21 protein-coding genes are annotated in these 17,434 nt (G+C 62.4%); 12 read left to right on the top strand and 9 right to left on the bottom strand.

Annotated features, from left to right (window positions below; all coding sequences use genetic code 11):
- The first annotated feature begins 457 nt into the window (after positions 1-457).
- A complete protein-coding gene (locus tag DOM56_RS12295; protein WP_110709104.1) occupies positions 458-835 on the top strand; it encodes a histone-like nucleoid-structuring protein, MvaT/MvaU family in 378 nt (125 codons plus the stop codon).
- A gap of 70 nt (positions 836-905) precedes the next feature.
- On the opposite strand, the gene DOM56_RS12290 is transcribed toward DOM56_RS12295, so the two are convergent.
- The 3 genes from DOM56_RS12290 to flgA form a co-directional block, all read right to left on the bottom strand.
- Positions 906-1,358: a flagellar protein FlgN gene (locus DOM56_RS12290; RefSeq protein ID WP_110709102.1), complete on the bottom strand. Its 453-nt coding sequence runs from the start codon at positions 1,356-1,358 to the stop codon at positions 906-908.
- A 39-nt stretch (positions 1,359-1,397) separates the two neighbouring features.
- Entirely contained in the window at positions 1,398-1,673 is a 276-nt protein-coding gene (gene flgM / locus DOM56_RS12285) for a flagellar biosynthesis anti-sigma factor FlgM (protein ID WP_110709100.1), read from the bottom strand.
- Between the two features lie 115 nt (positions 1,674-1,788).
- Positions 1,789-2,478, bottom strand: coding sequence for a flagellar basal body P-ring formation chaperone FlgA (gene flgA / locus DOM56_RS12280; RefSeq protein ID WP_157958226.1), 690 nt, complete (start codon positions 2,476-2,478; stop codon positions 1,789-1,791).
- Between the two features lie 293 nt (positions 2,479-2,771).
- On the opposite strand from flgA, the gene flgB reads away from it, so the two are divergent.
- The 11 genes from flgB to flgL all read left to right on the top strand — a co-directional run bounded on the left by flgB (position 2,772) and on the right by flgL (position 13,388).
- Positions 2,772-3,191, top strand: a complete 420-nt coding sequence (gene flgB, locus DOM56_RS12275) for a flagellar basal body rod protein FlgB (protein ID WP_110709096.1) — start codon at positions 2,772-2,774, stop codon at positions 3,189-3,191.
- A 4-nt stretch (positions 3,192-3,195) separates the two neighbouring features.
- A complete protein-coding gene (gene flgC, locus DOM56_RS12270; RefSeq protein WP_110599977.1) occupies positions 3,196-3,606 on the top strand; it encodes a flagellar basal body rod protein FlgC in 411 nt (136 codons plus the stop codon).
- Positions 3,607-3,635: 29 nt separating this feature from the next.
- Complete coding sequence (locus DOM56_RS12265) at positions 3,636-4,337, top strand: flagellar hook assembly protein FlgD (protein WP_110709094.1); 702 nt, start codon at positions 3,636-3,638, stop codon at positions 4,335-4,337.
- A gap of 64 nt (positions 4,338-4,401) precedes the next feature.
- Positions 4,402-5,694, top strand: a complete 1,293-nt coding sequence (gene flgE / locus DOM56_RS12260) for a flagellar hook protein FlgE (protein ID WP_110709092.1) — start codon at positions 4,402-4,404, stop codon at positions 5,692-5,694.
- 61 nt (positions 5,695-5,755) lie between these two features.
- On the top strand, positions 5,756-6,523 hold the full coding sequence (locus DOM56_RS12255; protein WP_110599971.1) for a flagellar basal body rod protein FlgF: 768 nt from the start codon (positions 5,756-5,758) through the stop codon (positions 6,521-6,523).
- 61 nt (positions 6,524-6,584) lie between these two features.
- Entirely contained in the window at positions 6,585-7,367 is a 783-nt protein-coding gene (gene flgG, locus DOM56_RS12250; protein WP_110599969.1) for a flagellar basal-body rod protein FlgG, read from the top strand.
- Between the two features lie 56 nt (positions 7,368-7,423).
- Complete coding sequence (locus DOM56_RS12245; RefSeq protein WP_110709090.1) at positions 7,424-8,080, top strand: flagellar basal body L-ring protein FlgH; 657 nt, start codon at positions 7,424-7,426, stop codon at positions 8,078-8,080.
- A gap of 5 nt (positions 8,081-8,085) precedes the next feature.
- On the top strand, positions 8,086-9,225 hold the full coding sequence (locus DOM56_RS12240; RefSeq protein WP_110709088.1) for a flagellar basal body P-ring protein FlgI: 1,140 nt from the start codon (positions 8,086-8,088) through the stop codon (positions 9,223-9,225).
- The gene (flgJ, locus tag DOM56_RS12235; protein ID WP_110709085.1) at positions 9,225-10,316 is read left to right on the top strand and encodes a flagellar assembly peptidoglycan hydrolase FlgJ; all 1,092 of its coding nucleotides are present in this window, start codon (positions 9,225-9,227) and stop codon (positions 10,314-10,316) included. Before DOM56_RS12240 ends, flgJ begins: the two co-directional genes overlap by 1 nt.
- A gap of 146 nt (positions 10,317-10,462) precedes the next feature.
- Positions 10,463-12,091 carry a flagellar hook-associated protein FlgK gene (gene flgK, locus DOM56_RS12230; RefSeq protein WP_110709084.1) on the top strand — a complete coding sequence of 543 codons (1,629 nt, stop codon included), beginning with the start codon at positions 10,463-10,465 and terminating at the stop codon, positions 12,089-12,091.
- An 85-nt stretch (positions 12,092-12,176) separates the two neighbouring features.
- Complete coding sequence (flgL, locus tag DOM56_RS12225; RefSeq protein WP_110709081.1) at positions 12,177-13,388, top strand: flagellar hook-associated protein FlgL; 1,212 nt, start codon at positions 12,177-12,179, stop codon at positions 13,386-13,388.
- Between the two features lie 166 nt (positions 13,389-13,554).
- Here flgL and fliR read toward each other — a convergent pair whose 3' ends face one another.
- The 6 genes from fliR to fliM form a co-directional block, all read right to left on the bottom strand.
- Positions 13,555-14,346: a flagellar biosynthetic protein FliR gene (gene fliR, locus DOM56_RS12220; RefSeq protein ID WP_110709079.1), complete on the bottom strand. Its 792-nt coding sequence runs from the start codon at positions 14,344-14,346 to the stop codon at positions 13,555-13,557.
- A gap of 16 nt (positions 14,347-14,362) precedes the next feature.
- Positions 14,363-14,632: a flagellar biosynthesis protein FliQ gene (gene fliQ, locus DOM56_RS12215; RefSeq protein ID WP_110599955.1), complete on the bottom strand. Its 270-nt coding sequence runs from the start codon at positions 14,630-14,632 to the stop codon at positions 14,363-14,365.
- Between the two features lie 57 nt (positions 14,633-14,689).
- Positions 14,690-15,397 carry a flagellar type III secretion system pore protein FliP gene (gene fliP, locus DOM56_RS12210; protein ID WP_110709380.1) on the bottom strand — a complete coding sequence of 236 codons (708 nt, stop codon included), beginning with the start codon at positions 15,395-15,397 and terminating at the stop codon, positions 14,690-14,692.
- Between the two features lie 62 nt (positions 15,398-15,459).
- Entirely contained in the window at positions 15,460-15,888 is a 429-nt protein-coding gene (gene fliO / locus DOM56_RS12205) for a flagellar biosynthetic protein FliO (RefSeq protein ID WP_110709077.1), read from the bottom strand.
- On the bottom strand, positions 15,885-16,418 hold the full coding sequence (gene fliN / locus DOM56_RS12200; protein WP_110709075.1) for a flagellar motor switch protein FliN: 534 nt from the start codon (positions 16,416-16,418) through the stop codon (positions 15,885-15,887). The genes fliO and fliN overlap by 4 nt, the downstream gene beginning before the upstream one ends.
- Entirely contained in the window at positions 16,411-17,418 is a 1,008-nt protein-coding gene (fliM, locus tag DOM56_RS12195; RefSeq protein ID WP_110709073.1) for a flagellar motor switch protein FliM, read from the bottom strand. Before fliM ends, fliN begins: the two co-directional genes overlap by 8 nt.
- Positions 17,419-17,434 lie beyond the last annotated feature (16 nt).

Genomic DNA, 17,434 nt, shown 5'->3' with positions numbered 1-17,434 from the left:
GTGGAACGCGTACCCATTCGTGCCGAGACGGGGATACGCGTGGTCTCCAGTTCAATATCGACGTTCCGTGGGCGAACTGTAGCGCTATCGTCGGAACCATAAGTAATTAGATGTCATTGATTTAGCGTGCGCTTATCCAGATTTTGCAGACTGATAATCTTAAAGGCCGCCTGTTCGAATAAAGTCTTAACAATCAAATCGGCATCGGACTATCCTTGGTGCTGTTTTTTTGCCGAGACGAACATTGCTCTCAGTTCGGCGATGGCGGTTTGCCCCTGTGGCAAATGTCGGGCGGTCATCGCTTGGAGCCGGTTCGCGAATATGAAGTGAAAGGGATCGTGAGTTAATAAATAGCGGTAATTGGTATGCTTTAAAAAAATCATCCCGACAAGCCTTGCAACTCTGTAAATATCGGCAATAATGTCTTCGCTTAAACCAATCCGCAACGGAACGACGAATGTCTCTACTCAGCGATTATGTCAAGAAAGAACAGCTCCTGAAGCAGCTTGAAGAAGAGCTGAAGCGCATGGAGGGTGATCAGCGCCTGAAATCCGAACTCGAGTTCAAGGAGAAGCTCGAGGCACTGATGGCGGAATACGGTAAGACGACGCGGGACGTCATGGAATTGTTGAGTCCGGCTGAGGGCTCCCAGGCCTCGGCAGCGCCGGCGAGCTCCGCTGGAGGACGCCGCAAGCGCAAGCTGAAAATCTACAAGAACCCCAAGACTGGTGAAGTCGTCGAGACGCGTGGCGGCAATCACAAGACCTTGAAGGCCTGGAAAGACGAGCACGGCGGCGATACCGTCGAATCTTGGGTCGTCAGAACGGAAGACTGAGCATTTACTACTGTTACTTCGCTTGGTCGAAAGAGCCCTCTGCCATCGTTTTGGCGGAGGGTTTTGCTTTTCAAGCCTTGGAACTGATCCCGCCGAAGCCGCCATGTCGGGATTGACCGCTTGGCCCGTAGACGCTGCCACCAATGGCACGATTCAGAAAATCGATAGCCTGTTGGTTATGCTCCAGCCGCTGGGAGATAATGTGGCCGTTGAGACGGTTGGTTTGACGAACCTGTTCCGCCAACCGGCGAATACGCTGCCAGGTCTCCTCCATGCCGGTGGCATTGGCGAACTGGGCCGCGCCTTGGCTGCCGACGCCAAATCCCTGCGACCGTTGATGCTCCCTGCGTAGACCTTCGAGTCGATCAAGCTCGCTCAGTTGCTTTTGTTTCGACGCCGCCAGCGTGCTGAGACGCTCTCCATCGGCATTACCCGAGCCAAGGCAATTGGCCTCGGCATCCAGCGTTTCGGCGAAAGCTTGCAGCAGGGCCTGTTGTTCGCGGAGCAATTCGGCTGGCGTCATGGAAGATTCCTGAATCCGGACCTGAAGTCAGTCAGATGATTAACGCTCACCCAGCATGTCGCGGACGCTCTGGATCAGGCCGTCGGCGATCTTGCCGGTATCGAGTTCGAGCCGGCCCTCGGAGATGGCCTGGCGAATGTCGTTGACGCGAGCAGTGTCGATGTCGCCACTATCGTCAGCGGTCGATATCTGGCTCAACGTCGTGGTCGAACCGGCCGCCGTCTTGGCGTTTCCCAGCGATTCAACACTCTTGCGCTGCTCGGCGGCTTCGTTCTGCGTAGGACGAGTCAGCGGCTGTGTCTGGTCGATTTTCAAAGTCGTTACCTCATGGCTGGATGCACGATGACGGGGTTTCCTACGTTATCGGCAGCGCCCGCGGAAGCTGAAAGCAATTAAGGAAGAGTTTTGTTAAGAAATTTATCCGAGTGGGCTAGAAGTCCACCCGCAGTCGATCCTGTCCTGTCACTCTCCCTTGAAGGATCTGGTTGTTCTCCGTCTTGAGTCGAATCGTACTCCCCAGCCCACCGTTGTCCAGCGCCTCGACGTTGCGACTGACACGAAAGCCCTGGCCAACGGCGGTGAGTACCACCGTGTCGCCACGTTTTACCATCCAGGGCTTGCGCACCATGCTCTCGGTCAGGGTGGTGCCCGGCGGAATACGCCGGGTGGCAACCATGCCGTCCACCTGGGCGGGATCGTCCAGATAGCCACGGCGGAGTCGGGAAATGTCCGTCTGCTGCCAGTCCAGCGTCCTCGCATCGATCCTCTGCCCCGGCTCGATTGGCTGGCTGGCCACCAGATGACGGACGACCGCGGAAACCGTTGCCTGCACGTAGCGGGTGCGGCTGCTGTCGTTGCCGCAGTGCACGCCCACGGTCACCCGGCCTTGGGGAACCCCCGGTCGAGGCAGGAAAGGTTGGGGTGTCGGACAATCCCCGAGATCGGCTGCACGATCCTGAACCGCTATCTTGACCTGATCCCCGAGTGAAGCGGTCTGCTGCTGAAGAAAGCGCGTGACGCTCGCGCTGATCGCATCGTCCGTCGGAATCTCGGTATCCGCTTGCGATATCGAAGGTATCGGTAACAGCGACAGCGCGAACAGCAACGCCATCAGCGTCATGGCTCCGGTCCAGGCGACCCGTCGCAGACCGGGGCGGCACTTCGACCTGGCGCGCTGAAACGTGTCGGGCGGATCTGCTCGCATGTCGTGGACCTCGGTGGCTGGCAGGCTCGCGGTGTACCGCGTCGATCGACGGAATTCCCCATAGTGGAAGCGATTTTAAACGGACCCGCAGCCAGGCATTGATAAAAATGGCGCGCAATTACGGGTCTGTTTACACGTTTGCCACGAACATCCCGCCGCTATTCTCCACTCTGTCAATTTTCCAGCGAACGCCATTCGAGGTGCACGGCATGTTCGACAAGTTGGATAACGCGGTGCGCTTCCAGCAGGAGGCCATCAATCTGCGTGCGGAGCGCCAGCAGGTTCTGGCCAATAACATCGCCAATGCCGATACGCCCAACTTCAAGGCCCGGGATTTCGATTTTCGCGCCGAGTTGAACCGGGTGATGGAGCAGGGTCGCAGCGAGGCTTCCGGTGGGCTGTCACTGGCGCGGACCTCGGCCCGGCACATTCCCGGGCAGGCCGGTGGCGGGACGGGCGTACGGGATCTGCTCTATCGGGTGCCGGATCAGCCCAGTCTCGATGGCAATACGGTCGACATGGATCGGGAGCGTTCGGCCTTTGCCGACAATTCGCTGCGTTATCAGGCGGATGTCACTTTCGTCAGTCGCAAGATCCAAGGGCTGAAGAAAGCCATGCAATCGGAGTAACACGATGTCGATGTTCAGCGTATTCGAAATTTCCGGCTCGGCGCTGTCCGCCAATTCACAGCGGATGAACGTGACGGCCAGCAATCTGGCCAATGCGGACAGTGTCGCCGGTCCTGACGGGCAGCCTTATCACGCCAGGCAGGTGATGTTCCAGGCGATGAGCCAGCAGGGCGGCAGCGCAGGCGGTGTTCGCGTCAACGGTGTGATCGAGGACAACACCACGCCAATGCGAATGGAGTATCGGCCGGGGCACCCGTTGGCGAACGACGAGGGCTACGTGACGATGCCCAATGTCGACCCGGTCAACGAGATGGTGGACATGATCGCCGCCTCACGCTCTTACCAAGCCAACGTCGAGGTCATGAACACCGCCAAGACGCTGATGACGAAAACACTCACCATCGGCGAAGGCTGATCGGTGTCGGTCCATAGCGAGGAGATGTCATGTCCAGTCCGGTGATCGGCAACAGTACCCTGGCCAACATCAATGGCGCGGCCGCCAAGAGCTCTACCACGGGAGTCGACTCCGGCAGCGAGCTCAACGAGCGTTTCATGACGCTGCTGGTGACGCAGTTGAAGAACCAGGACCCGACCAGCCCGATGGAAAACTCGGACATGACGGCGCAACTGGCTCAGATCAACACCGTCAGCGGTATCGAGAAGCTCAACGACAGTCTGTCCGCGATCACCGACCAGATCGACGCGGGCCAGGCGTTACAGGCCACGGCGTTGATCGGTCAGGGCGTGATGGTGCCGGGCAACAGAATCCTGGTGGGAACTTCCGATGACGCCAACGGTGTGGTCACCACGCCTATCGGTGTGGAGCTGGATAGTGCCGTCGAGGATCTGCAGATCGATATTCGCGGTGCCAGCGGCGAGATCATCGACAGCTTCTCCACCGGGCCCTTGTCCGCAGGCGTCCACAGCTTTACCTGGGATGGCAAGCTGGCCGATGGCTCCAACGCTGCCGTCGACAGCACCTACACGGCTTCCCTGACCGGCACCGTAGGGGATGAAACCTACGCGCCGGCTGCGCTGAACTACGCCCTGGTCAACGGGGTGATTCAGGGGGCGAACGGCGCCCAGCTCGACTTGGGATACGCTCAGGATCCCGTGGCGCTCTCGGAAGTACGTCAGATTCTCTGAGTGAGATTCAGCAACGACATCAACCGTTCTAGCGGACGCAACCGATAAACGTAGGGGATCAGTCATGGGCTTTTCGCAGGCATTGAGTGGCGTCAACGCCGCTTCCCAGCAGTTGGATGTAATCGGCAACAATATTTCAAACTCCCAGACCAAGGGGTTCAAGAGCGGATCGGTCCAGTTCTCGGACGTATTCGCCAATAGCGCCGTGGGCCTGGGTACCCGGGTCTCCGGCGTACTCCAGGACTTCAGCAATGGCAGCCTGGAAGCTACCGGACGCAATCTGGACATCGCCATCAGCGGCGATGGCTTCCTGCGCTTCCAGCAGGAGGGCGAGGTCGGCTACTCGCGCAACGGCCAGTTGACGCTGACCGCCGACGGATTTCTGGAAAACGCCCAGGGCGCCCGACTGATGGGCTACGGCCTGGCGGATGCCACCAACGTCAACTCCGGTGTCGTCGTCGGCGGCCAGCCGCAGGTGCTCAACGTGCCGGCGGCGGACATGCCGGCCAGTGCTACCGGTGCCACCGGAACGGGGATCAACATTCAGCTCAACCTGGATGCCTCTACCGTGGCCGACGACTCCTCGACCGCCGTGCTCTATGACAATCTTGCGGCCAAGACGGCGGGAGACACTACCCAGCAGACGAACGTCGCCTACAACTACTCCACCAGCTTCACGGTCTACGACTCGCAGGGCGCGCAGCACAATGCCACGCTGTACTTCCAGAAGACCGGCGACAATGCCTGGAGCGCCCGTACGGCGCTGGACGGCGTGCTTACCGATCAGACGCTCACCGCGACCTTCGATAGCGCCGGCAAGCTGGCCACCATCGACGGTGAAGACGCCACCGCCAATCCGGTCAACTGGCCGAACCTGGCGTTCACCGACAACGAACTGGGCGACGGCGTCGATCCGATCAGTGCGACCTTCAACATGGCGGGCAGTACCCAGTTCTCCAACGACTCCACGGTCAAGAGCCTGGCGCAGGATGGTTATGCGTCCGGCGCCCTGGTGGGCGTCAGCTTCGCTGATGACGGCTCCGTCGTCGGCAGCTACTCGAACGAGAAAACCATCGATCTCGGACAGATCGCGCTGGCCACCTTCCGCAACCCCGAAGGGCTGTCGCCCTCCGGCGGCAACCTGTTCGCGGCGACCGCCACCTCCGGCAACGAGCTGCTGGGCATTGCCGGGACGGGCACGCTGGGATCGATCGAGGCCGAGACGCTGGAAGCTTCCAACGTCGACCTGACCCAGGAACTGGTCAACCTGATCATTGCGCAACGCAACTATCAGGCCAATACCAACTCGATCCGTACGCAGTCCGAAGTCATGGATCAGATCGCCCAGCTGCGCTGACAACGGCACGCTGCCGGTCAAGTCGTGACCGGCAGCCACCTCGCTTCCAAAGGGTTTCAGCATGGACCGGATTCTTTATACCGCCGGGGGTGGCGCAAGCCAGACCATGGCTCAGCAGTCGGTGGTCAACAACAACCTGGCCAACGTCAGTACCCCCGGGTTTCGTGGCGAGCTGATGGCTTTTCGCGCGGTGCCGGTGGAGGGCGACGCGCGCCTGCCGACGCGCATCGCTTCGATGATGACCACGCCCGGCGCCGATTTCACGCCGGGCACCATCAGTACCACCGGGCGCAGCCTCGACGTCGCGCTGCAGGGCGACGACACCTGGCTGGCGTTGCAGTCGCCGGACGGCGGGGAGGCCTACACGCGGCGCGGTGATCTCCAGGTCGACGCCACCGGCCTGCTGACGTCGCTCGGCAATCCGGTTCTTTCCGACAACGGCCAGGCGATCGTGGTACCGCTCGGGGGCGACGTGACGATCGCAGCGGACGGTTCGATCAGCGTGCTGGAGCCGGGCCAGAATCCCGACGCCGTGGCGCCGCTGGCGCGTCTGAAGATGGTGGTTCCGGGCAACGACAATCTGGTGCGCGGGGAAGATGGCCTATTCCGCAGAGTGCCGGCGGAAGGCGAGGACGTCGCGGCCCCGTTGCCGGCCGATGACACCCGGCGACTGGTTCCCGGCGCGCTCGAGGGCAGCAACGTCACTCCGACCGACGCGATGATCTCGATGATCGACAGCGCCCGGCGCTACGACATGCATATGAAAGTGATCGAAAGCGCGGATGAGAACGAGCAGCGCGCCAACAGTCTGCTTTCACTGACCAGCTGATGCCAATTTCGACCAGCGGTGCCAGCCACAGCGCGAGCGCACCGATAGTGAGGTTCCTGTCATGATCAAATCTCTATGGACGGCCAAGACCGGTCTGGAGTCGCAACAGGTCAAACTGGATGTGATCTCCAACAACCTGGCCAACGTCTCGACCAACGGCTTCAAGCGATCCCGCGCGGTGTTCGAGGATCTGCTCTACCAGAACGTGCGTCAGCCCGGCGCTCAGTCGTCGGTGGTCGATAACTTGCCTTCCGGCATGCAGGTGGGTACCGGTGTTCGCCCCGTGGCGACCGAACGACTGCATACGCAGGGCGGCTTGCAGAATACCGAGAACTCCCGCGATCTGGCGATCAACGGCAAGGGGTTCTTTGCCGTACAGATGCCGGACGGCACCACCGGCTACACTCGCGACGGCAGTTTTCAGGTCAACGAGAACGGCCAGTTGGTCACCGCCAGTGGCTATCCCGTCGATCCGCCGATCGTGATCCCGCAGAACGCGCTCTCGATCACCGTCAGCCAGGACGGTGCCGTATCGGTCACCCAGCCGGGAACGTCCCAGAGCAATGCGGTGGGGCAGATCATGCTCTCAACCTTCATCAACCCGACAGGACTTCAGAGCATCGGCCAGAACCTGTACCTGGAGACCGATGCCTCGGGTCCGCGTACCGATCTCAACCCGGGGCTGGATGGTGCCGGCAAGCTCTACCAGGGCTATGTCGAGACCTCCAACGTCAATGTGGTCGAGGAGATGGTCAGCATGATCGAGACGCAGCGTGCCTACGAGATCAACAGCAAGGCCGTCGAAACGTCCGATCAGATGCTTCAGCGTCTGACGCAGCTATAAACCGGGGAAGTCGCGTGTTGCTGACCGCAGAACTAGCCACGACGTGGCGCAGAGTGATGATGCTGATCGGCCTGGGGCTGGCGCTGGTCGTGACGGGCTGTGCGCAGATTCCCAGGCACTCCGTGGTCGAGAATTCCGCACCAGTGGAAATCCCCTCGACGCCGCCGGCCCAGGCCAACGGCTCCATCTATCAGGCGCGCTTCGGTTTCCAGCCGCTGTTCGAGGATCGGCGTCCGCGCCAGGTCGGCGACATCATCACCATCGTGCTCGACGAGCAGGTCAGCGCCAGCAAGAACTCCGCCGCGAACGCCACTCGCAACGGCTCCACCACCTTTACACCGGGGGTGGTACCCAACCCGATCGACTTCCTCGAGAAGTACGGTACGGATCTGGCGGGCGAGAACGTGTTCAACGGTTCCGGGGGGGCGAACGCCAATAATACCTTCACCGGGACGATCACCGTGACCGTTTACGACCTGCTGGCCAACGGCAACCTCAAGGTGCGGGGTGAGAAACAGATCGCGATAAACCAGGGCACCGAATACATCCGGTTCTCCGGCGTGGTCAATCCCCGGGCGATTACCGGCGCCAATACCGTGCAGTCGACCCAGGTCGCCGATGCTCGCATCGAGTACATCGGTGACGGCTACATCAACGAAGCGCAGAACATGGGTTGGCTGCAGCGCTTCTTCCTCAACGTCTCGCCTTTCTGATGCCTATGATCCGCCTGTTCCGTTCGATCCGGTCGTGCCGCCTGTCGCTGGTACAAACACTGGCGCTGGTGACGATGCTGCTGTTCAGCCTCGGTGCGCAGGCCCAACGCATCCAGGATCTCGCCAACTTCTCGGGCGTACGTGACAACCCGCTGGTCGGCTATGGACTGGTGGTCGGCCTCGACGGCACGGGAGACCAGACCACCCAGGCGCCATTCACCGGCCAGAGCATTACCAACCTGCTGTCGCAACTGGGGGTGACGATCCCGGCTGGCACCAACATGCAGCTGCGCAATGTGGCCGCGGTCATGGTGACCGCGAAGTTGCCACCGTTCTCGCGCCAGGGGCAAGAGATCGACGTCACCGTCTCTTCCGTCGGCAACGCCGACAGCCTGCGGGGCGGCACGCTGTTGATGACGCCGCTCAAGGGCGCGGACGGCCGTGTCTACGCCCTGGCCCAGGGCAACGTCTACGTGGGGGGCGCCGGCGCCCAGGCGGCCGGCAGCAGTGTGTCCGTCAACCACCTGGCGGCGGGTCGAATTCCCGGAGGCGGGCTGGTCGAGCAGGAGGTGCCGATGCGCCTGGGCGACGCCAGCGGCACCCTGGACCTGTTCCTCAAGCAGTCCGATTTCGAGAATGCGCGCCGGATGGTGGCGGCCATCAACCAGGAGTTCGGTGCGCCGGTGGCGGCCGCGCTCGATGGGCGGACGGTGCAGCTCAAGCTGCCGGCCAACAGCAACGATCGCGTCACCTTCCTGGCCCGGGTACAGGGTGTCGACGTCACCACCGAGCGCGGCCCGGCCAAGGTGATCGTCAATGCCCGCACCGGCTCCGTGGTGCTGTCGGATACCGTCACGTTGAATCGCGCGGCGGTCGCCCACGGCAACCTGTCGATCGTCATCGACTCCAACCCCCAGGTCAGCCAGCCCAACGCGCTGGCCGGCGGCGACACGGTGGTGGTGCCGAATGCCGATATCAGCGTGCAGCAGGAAGGCGGTGCACTGCAGGTGGTCCAGACCAGCGCCGACCTGATGGATGTCGTCAACGCACTGAATGCCCTGGGGGCCTCGCCACAGGATCTGATGTCGATCCTGCAGGCGCTGAAGTCCGCAGGCTCGCTCAACGCTGAACTGGATATCATCTGATGGCACTGGGTAACGATCTCTCCGGCCAGTTCGCGCTCGACGTCCAGAGCGTCCAGCGGCTCAAGTACAGCGCGGCGAACTCGCCGCAGGGCAGCCTCAAGGAAGCTTCGCGCCAGTTCGAGGCCGTGTTTCTGCAGATGATGCTCAAGAGCATGCGCGATGCCAGTCCCAAGTCCGGGCTGCTGCAGAGCCATCAGATGGACATGATGCGCTCGATGCAGGATCAGCAGTGGGCCCAGCAGTTGGCGGGAAAGGGGCTGGGCCTGGCCGATCAGCTCGTGCAGCAACTCGAGGGCAGCGGTCTATCCGGGACATCGGCACTACCGGCTGCCAGCGAGAGTGAGGACACCTCGACCTTGATTGCCGGGATCCCCCGTGGCACGCCGCGGCTGCTGCATGGTGGCCTGCGCACCCCCGGATTCGCGCCGGACGTCTCCCGGCATGGTCTGGCGATGTCCGGGCCGTCCGCCAGCGGTACGACCGCCGGCGAGTCGGCTGACGCAGGGACGACAGGGCTGTCGGGCGCCGATTTCGGCGACCGACCGGCCCACGTTCGCGCTTTCCTCGAGCAGTTGGCTGGGCCGGCCCAACGTGCCGAGCAGTCCTCTGGCGTGCCTGCCGAACTGATCCTTGCCCAGGCCGCGCTCGAGACCGGTTGGGGGCAGCGCGAGATCCCCACGGCAGGAGGGGGGAACAGTCACAACCTGTTCGGTATCAAGGCCGGCCAGTCCTGGCAGGGCACCACCACGGAAATCACCACCACCGAATACGTGAATGACCGGCCGATCAAGATGGCCGACCGGTTCCGCGTCTATGACTCGTATACGGAGGCGTTCGCCGACTACGCCAGGTTGATCGGGGACAATCCCCGCTACCAAGGGGTGGTGGCGGCTTCGTCGCCCGATGAGGCGGCCCGGGCGTTGCAGCAGGGCGGCTACGCCACGGATCCGCGATATGCCACCAAGCTCCAGGCGATCATGGCGCAGTTGGGCGGATTGGACGCGATTCCTGACCGCGGGCTGCTGGCGTCCGCTACCAGCGATGACGACAACCCCTTCGGTCCGGATACGCTACCTTCCGCGATTTTCTAGGGCCTGTCCGAATGGCGGTGGGCAGTAACAAAACGTTGCGAAATCACCCCGGCCGGGATTCAAGAAATGGCGGATACAGCCGATAGAAATCATAACTTTGCATGGATCCGCGCCGGACTCTGGATGGCGTTTCACGGGATAGCGATATGAGCCTGTTTTCGATTGGTCTCAGTGGGTTGAGCGCGGCACAGAACGCGCTGTCCACCACCAGCAACAACATCAGCAATGTCTATACCGATGGCTATAGTCGGCAGCTGACGCTACTGGGCCAGAATGCCAGTGGCGGCGGCGCCGGATCCGGCGTCAGCGTCGACGGTATCCAACGCCAGTACAACAGCTATATCAGCTCGCAGCTCAACCAGGTCAACAGCCGGCAGTCGGCGCTGGAGACTTACCAGAGTCAGGTCAGTCAGATCAACGATCTGCTGGCGGACAGCGACTCCGGCCTGACGACGCTGATGCAGGGTTTTTTCTCCAGCGTGGAGGATCTGACCGGTTCGCCAGCGGACGCGGCGGCGCGGGAAGGTGTGCTGGGCACGTCTCGCAGCATGACGGCGCAGTTCCGTGCCTATGACGGCTATCTCAGCGACATGCGCGAGGGCATCAACGGTCAGATCGGCGACGTGGTCACCCAGGTCAACAACCTCAGCGACCAGATCGCCGATCTCAACAAGCAGGTGACGCTGGCCCGGGCCCGCAGCGGTGAAGAGCCCAATGCCCTGCTCGATCAGCGCGACAAGCTGGTCAGCGATCTCGGCGATCTGGTCGACGTCAATGTCCAGGTGCAGGACGGGTCCACCTACCAGGTATCGCTCTCCAACGGCATGCCGCTGGTCGCGGGCAACAAGTCGTTCGATCTGGTGGCGATGAAGGGCAATGAAGATCCCTCGTCCATCACGCTCGGTTATGAAGATGGTGGCGGAACGCGCTCTGCGCTCAAGGAGTCCGTCGTCAAGGGAGGCGAGCTGGGCGGGTTGCTCAGTTTCCGCAGCGAGACCCTCGATAGCACGCAGAACCAGCTCGGCCAGTTGGCGGTGACGCTGGCGCGAAGCTTCAACGCCCAGCATGAAGCCGGGGTGGATCTGAACGGGGATGCCGGCGAGGCGTTCTTCGCCATCGGTAGCCCGACCGTCGTCAGCAGCGCGGTCAACAACGGAACCGGTTCGCTGGCCGCCGAGTACGGTGATGTCGGCGAGTTGACGGCGGACGACTACCGGCTCACCTATCAGGCGGACGGCAGCTATTCGGTCGAGAACCTCGGCAGCGGCGAGACCCGGTCGGTATCGCCGGCGGGGGATGGCACGCTATCCGTCGGTGGCGTGACCCTGACACCGAGTGGTACGCCTGCCGAAGGCGACGTCTTCATGCTGCAGCCGACGCGCAACGCCGCGGGCATATTCGAAGTTGCGGTAACCGATACCGACAAGATCGCCGCCGCGGATGCCGACAGCGGTGGTAGCGGCGATAACCGCAACGCCTTGGCACTGCTTGACCTGCAGAATCAGAGGCTGGTGGGCGGCAGCAAGACATTCAGCGGAGGCTACGCCTCGCTGGTCAGCGATGTCGGTAATCGCGCCGCGATCACCCAGGCCAACCTCACCACGCAGACGGGGTTGAGCGACCAGCTCTTCGCCTATCAGCAGGCCGATTCGGGCGTGAACTTGGATGAAGAGTACGCCAGCCTGTTGAAGTACCAGCAATACTACTCGGCAAACGCCAAGATCATCGAGGCGGGTTCGAGCATCCTGGATACGATCCTGGGCCTGCGGGCCTGAACCGGGGATCGCAAAGAGCCGATCTCGCGTCGTTATTGAATAGCCATTGAGTGCGCCGAGTCGAGGCGCCTTCGAGGAGAGAGCCGTGCGTGTCAGCACCGTGATGATGTTCGAGCGCAGTGTCGGCTCGATGAACCGCCAGCAGAGCGCCTTCATGCAGGTGGGCGAACAGATCGCCTCCGGCAAGCGCGTGGTGCGTCCCTCCGACGATCCCCAGGCCGCCTCGCGCGCGGTCGGCGTGTCGCAGTCGCTGGCGTCCAACGCCCAGCAGAGCGACAGCCGGATCACCGCACGCAACTCGTTGAGCCAGGAAGAGAGCGTTCTCAACAGTGTCTCCGACTCGCTGACCCGGGCCAAGGAGCTCATGGTCCAGGCCGGTAACGGCACCTTGAGCGATGCGGATCGCCAGTCGATGGCAACCGAAATGCGCGGTGTCTACGAAGCGCTTCTCGGCCAGTCCAATTCGACCGACGGCAACGGCAGCTATCTGTTTGGTGGTTATCAGGACGGTGCCGAGCCTTTCGTCAAGGATGCTACCGGCGCAGTCCAGTACGCCGGCTCCGATCAGGTTCGCCAGCAGAAGGTGGACTCCTCGCGTCTGATGGAAGTGGGCAATACCGGCCGTGACGTGTTCCAGACCGTGGCGGGTGGTGCCGGCTACCTCGCCCGGGCCGACGCCGACAACGCCGGCACGCTGACGTTCACCGGTCCGCAAGTCGCCGATACCACCGCGCCGGGATACGGTGACGATTACGCGATCTCGTTCAGTGCCAATGGCGATGGTACTTTCGACTACACGATCAGCGGACCGGATGGCGACACCACCGGCAACTACGACGGCACCAGCGCTACCCTGGAGTTCGGCGGGGTGCGTCTCACCCTGGAGGGGACGCCGGCAGATGGCGATGCGCTGGACGTCGGCACCGCCAAGAACATGAATCCGGACGTATTCACCACGCTGGAGAACATGCTCTCGGCGCTGGAGAAACCGCTCGATTCGGATGTCGACAAGGCCGCCTTTGCCAACACGCTGTCGAGTTCCAGTCGGGAGATGGATAACGCGCTGGATAACGTGCTGACCGTGCGGGCTTCCGTCGGCGCGCGCCTCAACGAGCTGGACACGCTCGATACCGTGGGCAGCGATCGCAAGATCGCCTACACCCAGACCCAAAGCGATTTGATCGACCTCGACTACACCACCGCGATCTCCGATTACGTGCTGCGCCAGGTGGGGCTGCAGGCGGCGCAGAAAGCCTTCGTCGACCTCCAGGGGACGTCGTTGTTCGAGATGATGTGAACGTAATGGCGCTCCGGCGGCCAGCCGGGATAGCGGTCGAAGGCGGGAGCGGCAGGGCGATAGCAGGAAGAAGGGCGCATCCATTGGGTGCGCCCTTGTCGTTGGTGCCCTCCGACGGTGGCATCGTGCCTGTGGGAGCAGGGACTTTCGGGCCGACCCCGCCGTTTCAGGGCGTGCCGCTCATCTGCTCGATCATGCCTTGCATGAAACGCAGCTGCTGGGTGAACAGATCATTCCAGAACCCGCCAAGATCCGGCATGAGGGCGGTGATCATTACCAGGCCGGCGGTCAGCGTCATCGGGAAACCCACGGAAAAGATCGACAGCTGGGGAGAAGCTCGGTTGAGGATGCCCAGCGACAGGTTGATCAGCAGCAGGGCAGTGACGATGGGGATGGCCATCAGCAGGCCCGAGGAGAAGATGGTGCCTCCCCAGCGGGCCAGGGTCTCGGCAAAGCTGGCATCGATCGAAGTCGCGCCGATGGGCAGCACCTCGAAGGTCCAGGCCAGGATCTCGATGGTGATCAGATGTCCGTTCATCGCCAGGAACATCAACAGCGTCAGCAGTTCCAGCATCCGCGACAGCACCATGGTGTTGGTGCCGGCATCCGGCTGATAGAACGTCGCGAATCCCAGCCCCATCTGCATGCTGATGAATTCGCCGGCGGTCTGCACCACGGCGATCATGATCCGCAGCACCAGCCCCATGGCAATGCCAATCAGGATCTGCTGCAGCAGGATGCCGAAACTTTCCAGCGAGAACAGCGGGATCGCCGGCATCGCTGGCAGCGACGGCGCGATAGCGACGGCGATGGCGGCGCCGAACAGGGCCTTGACCGGTGTGGGTACGCTGGGCAGGCTCCATAGCGGAGAGGCCATGAAGAACGCGAGGATGCGAACGGTGGGCCAGAAGAACAGCTGCAGCCAGCCCAGCCACTGGTCGGAGGTGATGTCGATCATCGCCGGCGGCAGCGTCTCAACTGACCATCTGGGGAATGTTCTGCAGCAGTTCCCGGGTGAAGTTGACCAGCAGCTGGATGATCCAGGCGCCGGACACGATCAGCATGGCGAAGACACCGAGGATCTTGGGGATGAAGGAGAGGGTCATCTCGTTGATCTGCGTCGCGGCCTGAAACAGGCTCACCAGCAGACCGATCAGCAGCGCAGTCAGCAGTAGCGGCGCGGCCATCATCAGGGTCACCTTCATGCCCTGATAGGCGAGGCTCATTACCATCTCGGGAGACATTGCTCACCTCCGTGTGGTCCCGCGACATGCCATCAGGACGCAATTCATGTCAGGAACTCAGGAAAAATAGAAGCTCTGGGTCAACGAACCGATCAGGAGCTGCCAGCCGTCGACCAGCACGAACAGCATCAACTTGAACGGCAGAGAGATCGTCGCCGGCGGCACCATCATCATCCCCAGCGCCATCAACACGCTGGCCACGACGAGATCGATGATCAGGAACGGAATGAAGATCGTGAAGCCGATCTGGAATGCCGTCTTCAGCTCGCTGGTGACGTACGCGGGCACCAGAATCCGCATCGGAACGTCCTCCGGGCCCTGCATTGCGCCGATGTCGGCGATGCGGGCGAACATCGCCAGGTCGGCCTCGCGGGTCTGCGCGAACATGAATTCCCGGAAAGGCTGGCTACCCCGATCGAGTGCCTCCTCCAGTGAAATCTGCTCGGCCGAGAAGGGCTGCCAGGCCTCGTCGTAGACCCGGTCGAGCACCGGCGACATGACGAAGAAGGTGAGAAACAGCGCAAGTCCCAGCAGAACCTGGGTCGGCGGCGCCGACGGCGTGCTCATGGCCGTGCGCAGAAGCCCGAGGACGATGATGATTCGGGTGAAGCAGGTCATCATCAGCAGCATCGCCGGCAGGAAGGCGAGCGACGACAGGAACAGCAGAGTCTGCAGGCTCAGGGACCAGCGCTGGCCGCCGTCGGGCATCGGCTCACTGATGATGCCGGGCAGGGCCTGCGCCATCGCCCACTGGCTTGCGGTCATCGCCAGCACCGCCACCAGGCCGGCGGCGACATGGCGTGGGTTGAGTCGGAGCGTCATCGCCACTAGCTGCCGCCCCGTCCGTTCTGCCGGCCACGGACTGCGCCCCGGGCGTTCTGCTTCAGCGCCTGGGCAAAGCGGCTGGCGAAGGAGCCGCCAGGTGCTGATCCCGGCGGCTCGACGTCGGGCGTCGTCGGTGGCTCGAGAGTGTCCAGCCTGGTCACCTGTCCGCCACCGACACCCAGTACCAGCCAACGATCCGCGACGGCGACGATCACCACGCGCTCGCGCTGCCCCACCGGCGTGCTGGCCACCACCCGAAGGTGTTGGGTGCCTGCCCGCCGATTGGGGCCGAGGCGCTTGAGCAGCCAGGCGCAGGCCAGGATGATCGCGACGACCACCAGCAGGGAGACCGCGGTCTTGCCCATCATCAGCAGACCGATGCTGTCACTGCCGCCGGCCTGGGTAGCCTGCTGTAGGGTAGCTTCGTTCATCGGTTCAATTTCTGGACGCGCTCGGAGGGCGTGATGATCTCGGTGATTCGAATCCCGTACTTGTCATCCACGACCACCACTTCGCCCTGGGCGATGAGGTAGCCGTTGATCAGGATGTCCATGGGTTCGCCGGCGAGACCGTCCAGCTCCACGACCGAGCCCTGGGCAAGCTCCAGCAGCTGCTTGATGGTGATGCGGGTTCTGCCCAGCTCCACCGAGAGCTTGACCGGGATATCCATCACCACGCCCAGGTCGCGGGGCTGGCGGGTATCGCTTCCGCCTTGGTCGAAGGACTGGAAGATCCCGGCATCTACCGAGCTCGCCGCCGCGGGCGTCGCTTTCGCCTTGGCGTCGATATCGGGTGCCTGGGCAGGCTCTGTCTCGGCGGCCTGCGCTTCAGTCTCTTCGGTCTCGGGTTCCACGCCCTGTTCCGCCATCGCCGCGGCCCACAGATCCTCGGCTTCCTGCTGGCTGTCGCCGGCCGTATCGGAGGCTCCCTTCTGGGATCCCGGTTTTTGATCGTCACTCATTGTCGAAGTCCTTCATGGCGGAGTACGTACCATGGTCGATGAGATGTTTCACCCGCAGTGCGCGCTGGCCTTGTCGGTTACCGTACTCGCAGGTCATGACCGGCACACCGTCGACGCGCACGTCGATGGCCTTGGGAATGTCGATGGGAAGAACGTCCCCGACCTCCAGCGACAGCACGTCGCCAATGGTCGAGGGGATCTTGACGAAGTCGGCGATCAGCTCGACCTGGGTCTGCTTGATCTCGCCGGCCATGCGCGATTCCCACTGGGTATCGTCGCTGTCGAGCGTACCGATCGGGCTGGAGAGAATGTCCCGGATCGGTTCGATCATGGAAAACGGTATGCAGATGTTGAAGTCACTGGCCAGATTGCCGACTTCGAGATGAAACGTGCTGTTGACGACGATCTCGTTCGGCGAATTGGTGATGTTGGCGAAACGTACCTGCATCTCCGAGCGCATGTAGTCGATCTCCAGGGGGTAGATCGATTTCCAGGCGTCGCTGTAGCCCTCCAGCGCCAACGACATCAGGCGCTGGATGATCCGCTGCTCGGTGGCAGTGAATTCGCGGCCGTCCGACTTGGTCAGGAATCGCCCGTCGCCGCCGAACAGATTGTCCACCACCATGAAGACCAGTCCCGGCGGGAACACCAGCAGGGCCGTTCCCTTCAGCGGCTTGAGGCTGATCAGGTTGAGGTTGGTCGGCACCGGCAGGTTGCGCGCGAATTCGCTGTAGCTCTGGTAGCGCACGCCGGAGACGGTGATGTCGGCACTGCGCCGGATCAGGTTGAATAGCGCGACCCGAAACAGGCGCGCGAAACGTTCGTTGATGATATCCAGCGCCTGCAGGCGCTCGCGAACGACCCGATGCTGGTTTGCCGGATCGAAGGGGCGGGTGCGACGCTCGCCTTTCGGATCGTCGGCGGGTTTGTCGTCATCGCCGCTGACGCCGTTGAGGAGGGCATCGATCTCTTCCTGCGATAACAGGTCGTCTTGGGACATGGTTGGCCTGGCGTCC

The organism is Salinicola sp. CR57 (assembly GCF_003206585.1).
GTDB classification, from domain to species: domain Bacteria; phylum Pseudomonadota; class Gammaproteobacteria; order Pseudomonadales; family Halomonadaceae; genus Salinicola; species Salinicola lusitanus.
Note: the sequence above shows the minus strand (reverse complement) of the source record. Positions and strands in the feature narration are given on the sequence as shown.